We start from the raw sequence: 13,396 nt of genomic DNA, 5'->3' as shown, positions 1-13,396 counted from the left end.
AACAATCTAATAGGTGCATTTACAAATAAAAGGGTGTGAAAAGATGCAATGAAATGGTATGAATTAGGTGAAAAAGCAATAGTAGAAGTAACAAAAACAGACAGGCAGCATGGTCTTACACACAAAGAAGTAAAAGCACGTCAGCAGCAACAAGGGTTTAATGAATTGACTGAAGGAGAGAAAAAACCAGCCATTCTTGTGTTTCTAGAGCAGTTTAAAGATTTTATGGTACTGGTTTTACTAGCTGCCACGCTTATTTCAGGGCTTTTAGGAGAATACATCGATGCAATTGCTATCATTGCTATTGTGGTAATTAATGGATTTCTTGGGTTCTTCCAAGAAAGAAAAGCAGAGAAATCTCTTCATGCATTAAAAGAGCTTTCGGCTCCTCAAGTAGCAGCCATGCGTGAAGGAAAATGGGTTAAGTTACCATCTAAAGAGCTGGTAGTAGGAGACGTTGTAAAGTTTTCGAGCGGAGACCGTATTGGAGCTGACCTTCGGATTATGGAAGCCAAAAGTCTAGAAATTGAAGAATCAGCGCTTACGGGAGAGTCTTTGCCTGTTGGTAAGCAAATAAAAGCATTGTCAGGAGATGAAGTGCCGCTTGGAGATCAGGACAATATGGCGTTTATGGGTACCCTTGTAACCAGAGGAAGCGGAACAGGTATCGTTGTAGGGATTGGAATGAAAACAGCAATGGGGCAAATTGCTGATTTACTTCAAAATGCTGAAGCCATGATTACTCCTCTTCAACGGAAGTTAGAGCAATTGGGCAAAATTTTAATTGTTGTAGCTCTTGCACTTACTGTATTAGTTGTTGGGATTGGTGTGCTGCAAGGGCATGATTTATACAGTATGTTCTTAGCGGGAGTTTCCTTAGCTGTTGCTGCCATACCCGAAGGTCTTCCTGCCATCGTAACCGTGGCGCTATCTCTTGGTGTACAGCGCATGATTAAGCAAAGATCCATTGTTCGCAAACTTCCTGCTGTTGAGACACTAGGATGCGCGTCAGTCATTTGCTCAGACAAAACGGGCACATTAACGCAAAATAAAATGACGGTTACCCACCTCTGGTCGGGAGGAATGACGTGGAGAGTATCAGGGACAGGGTATGAACCTACGGGCGTATTTTCACGAGAGGAAAGAGAAGTTGATACACGGAGTGAAAAACCGCTTCAGCAGCTTTTGGTGTTTGGTCTGCTTTGCAATCAAACATCCATCTCGAGAAAAGATAAAGAATATGTTATCGACGGGGATCCTACTGAAGCGGCTTTGCTTGTTGCCGCGATGAAAGCGGGGCTGACAAAAGAAAATATTCAAAAGCAGTTTACGATTATTGAAGAGTTTCCATTTGATTCAACGCGTAAAATGATGAGTGTAGTCATTGAAGACGCATCTCATAAACGCTATGTGATAACAAAAGGTGCTCCGGATGTGCTGCTTATAAACAGCAAAAATATTTTGTGGGAAAGCAGACAACAAACGCTGTCGGTAACGGTTCATAATGAAGTAAAAGGAGCGATTGATCAGTTAGCTAGCCAAGCGCTTCGAACCATTGCTATTGCATATCGACCGTTAGGAGAACATGAGAGCGTTCATACAGAGAAGGAAGCAGAAAAAGACCTGACTTTCCTCGGGCTTCAAGGAATGATTGATCCGCCAAGACCAGAGGTCAAGCAAGCGGTCAAAGAATGCCGAGACGCAGGCATCAAAACCGTTATGATTACAGGTGACCACGTTATTACAGCACAGGCGATTGCAAAACAGCTCGGAATTTTACCGAAAAACGGTCAAGTCTTGGAAGGAACGGATTTATCCAAAATGACGCAGGAAGAGCTAGAAGAAGTAGTAGATGATGTTTATGTATATGCAAGGGTATCACCTGAGCATAAGCTTAAAATTGTTAAAGCTCTTCAAGCAAAAGATCACATTGTAGCGATGACGGGCGACGGCGTAAATGACGCACCGGCTATTAAAGCAGCAGACATAGGCATTGCGATGGGCATCACCGGGACAGACGTAGCAAAAGAAGCGTCTTCACTCGTTTTGCTTGATGATAATTTTGCCACTATTAAATCAGCGATCAAAGAAGGGCGAAATATCTATGAAAATATTCGGAAGTTTATCCGTTACTTGCTTGCATCAAATGTAGGAGAAATTTTAGTTATGCTCTTTGCGATGATTTTAGCACTTCCGCTTCCGCTAGTGCCCATTCAGATACTATGGGTAAACTTAGTAACAGACGGTTTGCCTGCGATGGCTCTTGGCTTAGACCAGCCAGAGGACAACGTGATGAAGCGCCATCCAAGGCATCCGCGCGAAGGTATTTTTGCAAGAGGATTAGGATGGAAAGTAGTCAGCCGTGGATTTTTAATTGGAGCTGCTACACTTGCTGCGTTTATGATTGTTTACGACAATGACCCAGATCGGTTGCAGTATGCTCAGACGATTGCATTTGCCACACTTGTCATGGCACAGCTTATTCACGTATTTGACTGCCGAAGTGAAAAATCAATTTTTGATCGGAATCCATTTCAGAACTTATATCTTGTAGGGGCTGTTATTTCATCTATTATCCTTATGCTGGTGGCCATCTACTATCCGCCGCTGCAGCCTATTTTCCATACAATGGCCATTGCACCGCGGGAATGGCTCGTTATTTTAGGACTTGCAAGCCTTCCAACTTTTTTACTTGCTGGTTCACTTTTAACAAGAAAACCTTCATAAATTGTGCTATACTTTAATACAGGCTGTCCCAAATGAGAAAACTCATGAAGGCAGCCTTTACAGGTTGAATAAAGAAGAGAGATTTCTTTTTTTTGCTAACACTTTCTTTTACGATACTTTTTATGTAAGATGTACATAGTGGATGTGATAATAATGATAAAAAGTATGACTGGTTTTGGCCGCGGAAAAGCGGAAGTGGAAAATCGATCAGTAACAGTGGAAATGAAGTCTGTTAATCATCGTTTTTGTGAAATTGTTATCCGTATGCCAAGACAATTAATTGAAATTGAAGATAAAATAAAAAAAATCGTTCAAACATACATAAAACGTGGTAGAGTAGAAGTATTTGTTACTATTTCAGGTGAAGAAATGGCAAAAAAGAAACTGCAGACGGATTGGCAGCTGCTTGATGAATACATGAATGCGTTGCAGCAAGTAAAAGAAAAGCACGGGCTGTCACAATCTGTTCAAATTCAAGACATTTTACACATGCCTGAAGTGATGACAACTTATGAAGAAGAAGCTGATCAGACGAGTATTCATGGTGCAATCTTTGAAGCTGTTGAAGCTGCTGTTCATCAGTTAGTGGATATGCGGAAACGAGAGGGATCAGAGCTGTATCACGATTTAATGGGATACTTACAGGACATTCAAGACATTCGCGAAAAAATTACACAGCTTGCTCCTGAAGTTGCTGAACAATATCGCGAGCGTATTAAAAGAAAGCTGAGCGACTATTTAGAAGGTACTTTCGATGAGCAGCGAGTGCTGACTGAAGTAGCTATTTTTGCTGAAAAAGCAGATATTAGCGAAGAACTTACGCGAATTCAAAGTCATGTTTCACAATTTATTCAAGCATTAAATACACCTGATTCAGTGGGACGCAAGCTGGATTTTCTTGTTCAAGAGCTGAATCGTGAAATGAATACAATCGGTGCGAAGGCAAATAATGGTACTATTGCTCAGTATGTTATTAGTATGAAAGCACAATTAGAACGCATAAAAGAGCAGGTTCAAAATATTGAATAGCCTTCGTGTAAGATAAAGATTATATTGGTATAGCAGGAGGCTTCTTATGAGCGGTAAATTAGTGAACGTTGGATTTGGAAATTTTATTTCTTCTAATCGTATAATCTCTGTCGTTCATCCTGAATCAGCTCCAATCAAACGCATTATTCAAGATGCAAAAGATCGAGGCTCTTTAATAGATGCAACGCAAGGACGTAAAACACGATCTGTTATTGTTATGGATAGCGATCATGTTATTTTAGCTCCTGTACAGCCAGAAACTGTGTCGCAGCGACTTATAAACAAAGAAGAATTATTAGAAGGGTAGGTCACTTGAACCGATGATTGAAAGAGGTTTATTAATCGTTCTTTCCGGACCATCAGGTGTTGGAAAAGGAACGGTACGAAAAGCATTGTTTGAGCAAGAAGACATTAAATTGCAGTATTCTATCTCTGCAACAACAAGAAAGCCCCGCGAAGGTGAAGTAGACGGCGTTGACTATTTCTTCAAACCACGCGAAGAGTTTGAGCGCATGATTGAAAATAAGAAATTATTAGAGTGGGCTGAATACGTAGGCAACTACTACGGTACCCCGGTTGATTATGTAGAACAAACGTTATCTGAAGGAAAAGACGTATTTCTAGAAATTGAAGTGCAAGGTGCTCTTCAAGTGAAAGAAGCATTTCCAGAAGGTTTGTTCATCTTCTTGGCACCGCCGAGTTTATCAGAGCTTAAAAGTCGTATCGTAAACCGCGGTACTGAAACAGAAGACTTAATCAATAACCGTATGCGCGTGGCAAAAGAAGAAATTGAACTTATGGACGCCTACGATTATGTTGTAGAAAATGACAAAGTAGAAAATGCTTGTGCTCGCATCCGTGCTATCGTAACGGCTGAACACTGCCGTCGTGATCGTATTTCTGCGCGCTATAAAAGAATGCTGGAGGTAGAATAAACATGCTTTATCCATCAATTGATTCCCTAATGGAAAAATTAGATTCTAAGTACACGCTTGTGACAGTAGCTGCAAAACGCGCTCGTCAATTACAGCTTCACAATGATACGCCGATTGAAAAGCCGGTTTCTTATAAGTTTGTAGGCTGTGCTTTAGAAGAAATTAATGCTGAACAATTAAGCTATAAGCAAGGTGTAGCAGAAGAAGATTCTAAACATCAGTAAGTGAAAAAATAACAACCTACTTTATAGGTTGTTATTTTTTTGATGCTTTTGTTTGTATTCAAGCAGGATAGTGAATGTCTCACTACAAAAATGGTATAATAATTGAATTGAAAAGCTTTAGATAGTTACCCGAGTAAACAAGCGGATGCTGGTTGAGCGGGATAAATAGATGGGGGCATAATGATGAAGGGAAAACGAATTTTATTATGTGTTAGCGGCGGAATCGCCGTATATAAAGCCGTAGCTTTAACAAGTAAATTAGTACAAGCAGGAGCAGAAGTTAAAGTAATGATGACTGCTTCAGCACGCGAGTTCGTAACGCCGCTTACGTTTCAAGCTCTGTCTCGAAACCCAGTTTATACAGATACGTTTGATGAAAAAGATCCATCTGTGATTGCACATATTGATTTAGCCGATTGGCCCGATTTAATTTTAGTGGCTCCTGCTACGGCTAATATGATAGGGAAAATAGCAAATGGTCTTGCAGATGATATGATTTCCACAACGCTGCTGGCTCCTACTGCACCTGTGTGGATTGCGCCTGCAATGAATGTTCATATGTACGATCATCCCGCTGTTAAAAAAAATATGAGCACTCTTTCATCATTTGGTTACTCTTTTGTAGAACCAGGAGAAGGGTATTTAGCATGCGGTTATGTAGGAAAAGGTCGTCTTGAAGAGCCAGAAACAATTGTTTCACTAATCGGCTCTTATTTTTCCAAAGTATCAGATACACAAAAAATCTTTGACGGTATCAATGTATTGGTTACAGCAGGACCTACGGTAGAACGCGTTGATCCCGTCCGATTTTTCACCAATCGCTCTACTGGGAAAATGGGCTATGCTCTTGCAGAACAAGCTGCTAAGTTAGGTGCATCGGTAACACTTGTAACGGGACCGACGAATTTAGAGTATCCAAAAGGGGTGCAGGTTGTTCAAATTGAAAGTGCGCAGCAGATGCTTGAAGCTGTTATGCAGCGCTATCATGAAGCAGATGTTGTCATTAAATCAGCCGCAGTGGCAGATTACCGACCAAAGCATGTGTTTAATCAAAAGATGAAAAAGCAGCCTGGTGAAGCAGTATTAGAGCTAGAGAGAACAACAGATATTTTACGCACGCTTGGAGAGCGAAAAGAACACCAGCTTTTAGTCGGCTTTGCAGCAGAAACAGAACAAGTGGATGAATATGCACAAAAGAAACTCGCATCTAAAAACTTGGATATGATTGTAGCCAATAACGTGACGACAGAAGGAGCAGGTTTTGGGACGGACACAAATATTGTGACGCTCTATAAGCGAAGCGGAGAGTCTAAAGAACTTCCCATTCTTTCAAAACACGATGTAGCTACCGAGGTGTTAAAAGAAGTGAAGGAAATGTTAGAAGGGCTGAGAAAATGAGTGTAGCTAGTGTAATTGTGGACGTGGCTGCTAAACAAACAGATCGAGCTTTTGACTACGCCATTCCTGACAAATGGAAAGGAATTATTGTTCCGGGTATGCGAGTTGTCGTTCCGTTTGGTCCAAGAAAAGTTCAAGGGTTTGTGGTGGCTCTTAAAGAAGAGGCTGAAGTTAAGCGTGTTAAACCAATCGCTGACCTGCTTGATTTAACGCCGGTTCTGACTCCTGAACTGTTAGAGATTGGGCACTGGCTAACAGAAAAAACGCTTTGTTTTATGATATCGGCTTTTCAAGTCATGCTGCCTGCGGCGATGAAAGCAAAATATGATAAAGAACTGTCACTCCTTTCAAAAGAGGCATACGAACAGCTTCATGAGCAAGTCAAGCCGTTTTTTCAGTCAAGATCCTCGCTGAAGTGGAGTGAAGTGGAAAAAACAGCCGCTGCTCCTGCTTTTCACCGTGATATTCAAAAAGGTCTAATTGAAGTCGTCTACGTGGTGAAAAACAAAGGAAACAAAAAAACGGCAAAAGGCGTAAAACTGAATCAAAGCCTTGAAGACATTCAACAGTTTATGAACGAGTTAAATAAGCAGGCAGAAAAGCAAAAGCAAGTGCTGTCTTTTATGCTCGAGCGAAATGAAGAAGTAGCCATAAAAGAAATAGCGGAAGATTTGCAGATTACCTCCGCTCCTATAAAAGCGCTGATTAACAAAGGACTCTTAGAGGAAACGGAAATTGAAATATACCGTGATCCTTATCAAGATCGATACTTTACACCGTCAAAGCCATTTCAATTGACCGATGAACAAGCTGAGGCAATCGCACCGATTCTGCAGGACATCGAAGAAAATCTTCACGATGTGTTTTTAATGTATGGAGTAACGGGAAGCGGAAAAACAGAAGTGTATCTCCAATCGATTGATCAAGTATTAAAAAAAGGAAAAGAAGCGATTATGCTTGTTCCGGAGATTTCACTTACCCCTCAGATGGTCAAGCGGTTTAAAGAGCGGTTCGGCTCAAAAGTTGCTGTGCTTCATAGCGGCTTGTCTACTGGAGAAAAATACGATGAATGGCGAAAAATTCAGCGAAAAGAAGTATCCGTTGTGGTAGGGGCCCGCTCTGCTGTATTTGCTCCATTTGAAAATTTAGGCCTTCTTATTATCGATGAAGAACATGAGACGAGTTATAAACAAGAAGAAAACCCCCGTTATCATGCAAAAGATGTAGCCATTTACCGAGGGCAGCATCATCAGTGTCCAGTCATTTTAGGAAGTGCAACACCAACGCTTGAGTCCTTTGCAAGAGCGCAAAAAGGTGTATATAAGCTACTGACGTTAAAGCAAAGAATGAATAAGTCATCGATGCCGTCGGTGGATATTGTTGATATGAGAGAGGAACTTCGCAGCGGCAATCGCTCTATGTTTTCAACTATGCTGTTTGAAAAGATGAAAAACCGTTTGGAAAAAGGAGAGCAAATCGTTTTATTTTTAAATAAAAGAGGCCATTCTTCTTTTGTTATGTGCAGGGACTGCGGTTACGTTCCGACATGTGAGCACTGTGAAATTTCACTAACGTATCACCGCTATCAAAATAAATTAAAGTGCCATTACTGCGGACACGAAGAACATGTACACACTGAGTGCCCAGAATGCCACAGCGAACATATCCGCTTTTTCGGATCTGGTACACAAAAAGTGGAAGAAGAATTAACAAAAGTGCTGCCTGAAGCTAGAGTTGTACGAATGGATGTTGATACGACAAGCCGAAAAGGCGCGCATGAAAAGCTCCTGAACAAGTTTGCAAGTGGAGAAGCGCAAATTTTACTAGGGACGCAGATGATTGCCAAAGGGCTAGACTTTCCAAACGTCACGCTTGTAGGCGTTTTAACAGCAGATACGATGCTGAATTTACCTGACTTTCGTGCATCTGAAAAAACGTTTCAGCTTTTAACACAAGTAAGCGGAAGAGCAGGACGCCACAAGCTTCCAGGAGAAGTAGTGATTCAAACGTACACGCCTGAGCACTACAGCATTCAACTTGCGAGTCAGCATGATTACGATGCGTTTTATAAGCAGGAGATGGAAATTCGTAAAATGCATAAATATCCGCCTTTCTTTTACTTGGCGCTTGTAACGGTATCTCATGAAAATATTGCAAAAGTGGTGTCTGTTACAGACAAAATTTCGCAGTATCTGGGTCAGAAACTTTCGCCGCAAACAACAATCTTAGGGCCAGTCGCATCTCCCATTGCTAAGATAAAAGATAGATATCGCTATCAATGCATGTTAAAATACAAGCTGGAACCAAGCCTGATTCCGCTGTTGAAATATATATTAGAACGTTATCAAGCGGAAATGCAGAAGGAAAATTTAACGATTACAATTGATTTGAATCCATACTCGATGATGTAACTAGTCGTCTTGATGGCGTTAAAGAAGAAGCTTTTTGGATATAAATAGAAAGAATAAAGGAGGTGCCTATTTGGCTAAGCTTAAGCTTGTTTACCATCCTAATGAAGTACTTGAACAAGAGTGTGAAGTCGTTAAAAACTTTGATAATAAATTAGCGAAATTACTAAACGGCATGTATGATTTAATGCTTGAAGCAGACGGTGTGGGTCTAGCTGCTCCTCAAGTAGGAGTTCTGCAGCAAGTGGCAGTGGTAGACGTGGACGATCGACACGGTAAAATTGAGTTAATTAATCCGGTAATTATTGAGCAACGAGGCGAACAAATCGGTCCAGAAGGCTGCCTAAGTTTTCCGGGCCTTTTTGGTGACGTGGCTCGAGCTGATTATGTGAAAGTACGTGCGCAAAATCGTAAAGGAAAACCTTATTTTATAGAAGCAAAAGGTTTTTTAGCACGAGCCATTCAACATGAAATTGATCACTTACACGGTGTATTGTTCACGGAAAAAGTAACAAAGTATTACGAAGAGGATGAACTAGAAGGGTAGGTTTTACACGATGAAAGTCGTATTTATGGGAACGCCGGATTTTTCAGTGCCGGTTTTACAAACATTACTTAAAGATGGATATGAAGTGGTCGCAGTGGTTACACAGCCGGACCGACCAAAAGGACGCAAGCGCGTATTAACACCTCCTCCTGTAAAAGTTGAGGCGTTAAAACATGAAATACCTGTACTGCAGCCAGAAAAGATTCGTTTAGAAGAAGAATATCAGCAAGTGTTAGCGTATGAGCCTGACCTAATTGTAACAGCGGCTTTTGGTCAAATTTTACCAACTCCTATTTTAGAAGCGCCTAAATACGGCTGTATTAACGTACATGCTTCTCTGTTACCTGAACTGCGCGGAGGCGCGCCGATTCACTATTCAATTCTACAAGGTAAGCCGAAAACTGGTGTTACAATTATGTATATGGTAGAAAAATTAGATGCAGGTGATATCTTAACACAGGTAGAAGTTCCGATTGAAGAACGTGATCACGTGGGCACACTTCACGATAAACTCAGCGCTGCTGGTGCAAAATTGCTTTCAGAAACCATTCCTTCTCTTGTGAAAGGTGAAATTACGCCGGTTAAACAAAACGATGGCGAAGCGACATTTGCTTCCAATATTAAGCGTGAACAAGAGAAAATTGATTGGGCCCGTACAGGAGAAGAAATTTATAATCATATCCGCGGACTTCATCCTTGGCCCGTTGCTTATACAACAGCAGACGGTCAAGTTATGAAAATTTGGTGGGGAGAGAAAGTATCCGCATCAGGCAAACCGGGTACCGTTTTATCACTTGAAGAGGACGGATTTGTAGTAGCAACTGGAAATGAAACGGCTATTAAAGTGACGGAACTTCAGCCGGCTGGAAAAAAACGTATGGATGCAGCGCAGTATTTACGAGGTACATCTGTTGAAGTCGGAACAGTATTAGGGGATGTCAATGAGTAAGTACAACGTTCGAGACATAGCTTTAGATATTTTACTAGCTATTGAAAAAAATCAGGCATTCAGCAATCTATTGTTAAATAACAGTATACAAAAACGTGGTATTCAAGGGAAAGATGCAGGACTGTTAACGGAAATCGTGTATGGAACGATTCAAAGACGCGATACGTTAGATTACGGGTTAGCCCCTTTCTTGAAAAATCCCAAAAAACTTCAGCCTTGGGTGCGAGTGCTGCTTCGTTTATCTCTTTATCAGATGATGTATTTAGACCGAGTACCTGACCGGGCAATCCTTCATGAAGCAGTAGAAATTGCTAAAAAACGCGGTCACAAAGGAATTGCCTCAATGGTAAACGGCGTTTTACGAAATATTCAGCGCAGCGGCACGCCTTCTTTAGAAGAAATACAAAATCCTGTGGAGCGCTTGGCAATTGAAACGAGTCATCCAGTATGGCTTGTAAAACGCTGGGTGGAACAATATGGATTGGACAAAACACGCGGAATCTGTTTAGCTAATTTAATGGCCCCTAAACAAACAATCCGAGTAAACAGTGCACGCTTTACGCAAAATGAAGTAAAAGAAGCGCTAGAAAAAGAAGGTATTGTTGTAGAACCAGGCCATTTTGTAGAAGAAGCGCTAGAAGTTCAAAAAGGAAATGCAGCTCATACACAAGCATTTCGTGAAGGAATGTTTACCGTTCAAGATGAAAGCTCTATGTTAGTAGCTCATGCACTAGGCGCAGAAGCAGAAGAGCTGATTTTAGATAGCTGTGCTGCACCGGGAGGAAAATCAACTCATATTGCAGAGCAGCTTAAAAACAGTGGTAGAGTTATTTCCTTGGACATTCATGACCATAAAGTAAAGCTGATTGCCCAGCAGGCAGAGCGTCTGCATCTTACCAATATTGAGCCAACGGTTCAAGACAGCCGCAAAGCCGGTGAACAGTTTGATAAAGAAATGTTTGACCGCATTTTAGTAGATGCCCCGTGCTCAGGTTTTGGTGTGATGAGACGTAAACCTGATTTGAAATATACAAAAACTGAGCAGGATGTAAAGCAGCTGGCGCGTATTCAACAAGATATTTTAAATGCGGTTGCGCCTTTATTAAAAAAAGGTGGGACCCTCGTATATAGTACATGTACAATTGATCGGGATGAAAATGGGGATGTTGTAGCAGCATTTTTAGCAGATCATGCTGATTTTCAAAAAGACGAAACGCTTGCTGCACGCATGCCGCAAAGACTTAAACAAAACGTAAAACATGGTGAAATTCAATTGCTGCCAGATGCACAAAGCGATGGATTTTATATTGCATGTTTACAGAAGAAGGTGTAAAAATGGAAGAAGTAGCTAAAAGAAAAGCAAAAGCAGAAGAAAAAACGCAAAAACCATCTATTTATTCATTAGAAATGCACGACCTAGAAAATTGGTTAGTGGAACACGGGGATAAAAAGTTCCGTGCTAAACAAATTTTTGACTGGTTATATGTTAAACGCGTAACGGACTTTGACGATATGTCGAACTTATCTAAAGGATTACGTGAACAACTAAAAGACAAATTTGCATTAACGACATTAAAAACAGTTGTTCAGCAAACGTCTGGAGACGGCACGATGAAGTTTTTATTCGAACTCCATGACGGTTATACGATTGAAACGGTGCTTATGCGTCATGAATACGGAAATTCTGTCTGCGTAACAACTCAAGTTGGCTGTCGCATCGGCTGTACGTTCTGTGCGTCTACTCTTGGAGGTTTAAAGCGTAACTTAGAAGCTGGAGAAATCGTAGCGCAAGTAGTAAAAGTGCAAAAAGCGCTAGATGAACAAGGAGAACGCGTGAGCTCTGTCGTAATTATGGGTATTGGGGAGCCATTTGATAACTATGATGAAATGATGCGCTTCTTAAAAACAATTAACAGTGATGATGGATTAAATATTGGTGCACGTCATATCACAGTATCGACAAGTGGAATCATTCCAAAAATCTATAAGTTTGCTGATGAAAAAATGCAAATCAATTTTGCGATTTCACTTCACGCTCCAAACAATGACATCCGCTCACGCTTAATGCCGATTAACCGTGCGTATAAACTTTCTGATTTGATGGAAGCCATTAAATATTATACGGATAAAACGGGAAGACGTATTAGCTTTGAGTATGGTCTATTCGGAGGAGTAAACGATCAAGTAGAGCATGCGGAGGAATTAGCGGATTTGATTAAAGACGTTAAATGTCACGTGAACTTGATTCCGGTAAACTATGTGCCTGAGCGTGATTATGTTCGTACACCGCGTGAACAGATTTTTGCATTTGAACGTACGCTTAAAAAGCGTGGCATTAACGTGACTATTCGACGTGAGCAAGGTCATGATATCGATGCAGCTTGTGGCCAATTACGTGCGAAGGAGCGTAAAGAAGAGACGAGGTGATTGTATGGCAACTGTCTTCATGACAGACCGAGGGAGAGTTAGACAACACAATGAAGATAACGGAGGGGTATTTTTGAACCAACACAATCAGCTGCTTGCAATTGTAGCTGATGGTATGGGAGGTCATCGAGCTGGCGACATCGCCAGTGAGATGGCGGTTCAAAAATTGCAAATAGCGTGGGAAGAAGCGGACAAAGTAACGTCTCCTGATGAGGCGACCCAGTGGATTCGTACGCATGTTTCACAAATTAATCAAGATATTTATCAGTATGCTCAGGAGCATGAAGAGTGTAAAGGCATGGGTACGACAGTTGTACTTGCTTTATGCGCCGATACGTTTTGTGCGATTGGGAATATAGGAGACAGCAGGTGCTATATTTCCAATGAATATGGATTTCAACAAGTAACAGAAGATCATTCTCTTGTGAATGAACTCGTAAAAAATGGTCAAATCACAAAAGAAGATGCTGAGCATCATCCGAGAAAAAATATCTTATTGCGAGCACTAGGTACCGAAGAAAATGTTAGTTTAGATGTAAAAACAATTGAAGTGGAAAAAGAAGATCGATTATTATTATGTTCAGATGGACTGACAAATAAGGTAACGGAACAAAAGCTGAACGACACGTTATCAACAAGTTCATCACTTCACGAAAAGGGTACGAGCCTGATTCAATTAGCAAATGAGCTTGGTGGAGAAGACAATATTACACTTGCAATTGTGGACTTTACATCTGAAAGTGGGTGAGAGT

The 13,396-nt window shown here is 41.0% G+C and carries 12 protein-coding genes; all 12 read left to right on the top strand.

Annotation, left to right across the window (positions count from 1 at the left end):
* The first annotated feature begins 48 nt into the window (after window positions 1–48).
* The 12 genes from WKH56_RS01935 to WKH56_RS01880 all read left to right on the top strand — a co-directional run bounded on the left by WKH56_RS01935 (window position 49) and on the right by WKH56_RS01880 (window position 13,392).
* The gene (locus WKH56_RS01935; protein ID WP_028411459.1) at window positions 49–2,727 is read left to right on the top strand and encodes a cation-translocating P-type ATPase; all 2,679 of its coding nucleotides are present in this window, start codon (window positions 49–51) and stop codon (window positions 2,725–2,727) included.
* A 153-nt stretch (window positions 2,728–2,880) separates the two neighbouring features.
* Complete coding sequence (locus WKH56_RS01930) at window positions 2,881–3,756, top strand: YicC/YloC family endoribonuclease (RefSeq protein WP_028411458.1); 876 nt, start codon at window positions 2,881–2,883, stop codon at window positions 3,754–3,756.
* Between the two features lie 46 nt (window positions 3,757–3,802).
* Window positions 3,803–4,063, top strand: a complete 261-nt coding sequence (locus WKH56_RS01925; RefSeq protein WP_013084831.1) for a DUF370 domain-containing protein — start codon at window positions 3,803–3,805, stop codon at window positions 4,061–4,063.
* Between the two features lie 13 nt (window positions 4,064–4,076).
* Window positions 4,077–4,691 carry a guanylate kinase gene (gene gmk, locus WKH56_RS01920; protein WP_013058927.1) on the top strand — a complete coding sequence of 205 codons (615 nt, stop codon included), beginning with the start codon at window positions 4,077–4,079 and terminating at the stop codon, window positions 4,689–4,691.
* Window positions 4,692–4,693: 2 nt separating this feature from the next.
* Window positions 4,694–4,915: a DNA-directed RNA polymerase subunit omega gene (gene rpoZ, locus WKH56_RS01915; protein ID WP_013058926.1), complete on the top strand. Its 222-nt coding sequence runs from the start codon at window positions 4,694–4,696 to the stop codon at window positions 4,913–4,915.
* A gap of 180 nt (window positions 4,916–5,095) precedes the next feature.
* A complete protein-coding gene (gene coaBC / locus WKH56_RS01910; protein ID WP_342834719.1) occupies window positions 5,096–6,313 on the top strand; it encodes a bifunctional phosphopantothenoylcysteine decarboxylase/phosphopantothenate--cysteine ligase CoaBC in 1,218 nt (405 codons plus the stop codon).
* Window positions 6,310–8,724 carry a primosomal protein N' gene (priA, locus tag WKH56_RS01905; RefSeq protein ID WP_028411456.1) on the top strand — a complete coding sequence of 805 codons (2,415 nt, stop codon included), beginning with the start codon at window positions 6,310–6,312 and terminating at the stop codon, window positions 8,722–8,724. The genes coaBC and priA overlap by 4 nt, the downstream gene beginning before the upstream one ends.
* Before the next feature lie 70 nt (window positions 8,725–8,794).
* Window positions 8,795–9,268 carry a peptide deformylase gene (gene def / locus WKH56_RS01900; RefSeq protein WP_013084828.1) on the top strand — a complete coding sequence of 158 codons (474 nt, stop codon included), beginning with the start codon at window positions 8,795–8,797 and terminating at the stop codon, window positions 9,266–9,268.
* A gap of 10 nt (window positions 9,269–9,278) precedes the next feature.
* Window positions 9,279–10,217: a methionyl-tRNA formyltransferase gene (fmt, locus tag WKH56_RS01895; protein ID WP_028411455.1), complete on the top strand. Its 939-nt coding sequence runs from the start codon at window positions 9,279–9,281 to the stop codon at window positions 10,215–10,217.
* Window positions 10,210–11,550: a 16S rRNA (cytosine(967)-C(5))-methyltransferase RsmB gene (gene rsmB / locus WKH56_RS01890; RefSeq protein ID WP_028411454.1), complete on the top strand. Its 1,341-nt coding sequence runs from the start codon at window positions 10,210–10,212 to the stop codon at window positions 11,548–11,550. The genes fmt and rsmB overlap by 8 nt, the downstream gene beginning before the upstream one ends.
* A 2-nt stretch (window positions 11,551–11,552) precedes the next feature.
* Window positions 11,553–12,644: a dual-specificity RNA methyltransferase RlmN gene (gene rlmN, locus WKH56_RS01885; protein WP_342834748.1), complete on the top strand. Its 1,092-nt coding sequence runs from the start codon at window positions 11,553–11,555 to the stop codon at window positions 12,642–12,644.
* Between the two features lie 4 nt (window positions 12,645–12,648).
* Window positions 12,649–13,392 carry a Stp1/IreP family PP2C-type Ser/Thr phosphatase gene (locus tag WKH56_RS01880; RefSeq protein WP_048019836.1) on the top strand — a complete coding sequence of 248 codons (744 nt, stop codon included), beginning with the start codon at window positions 12,649–12,651 and terminating at the stop codon, window positions 13,390–13,392.
* Window positions 13,393–13,396: the final 4 nt, after the last annotated feature.

This window comes from Priestia sp. SB1 (genome assembly GCF_038898415.1).
The sequence above is the reverse complement of the archived record's forward strand: the minus strand, read 5'-3'. Positions and strand labels throughout refer to the sequence as shown.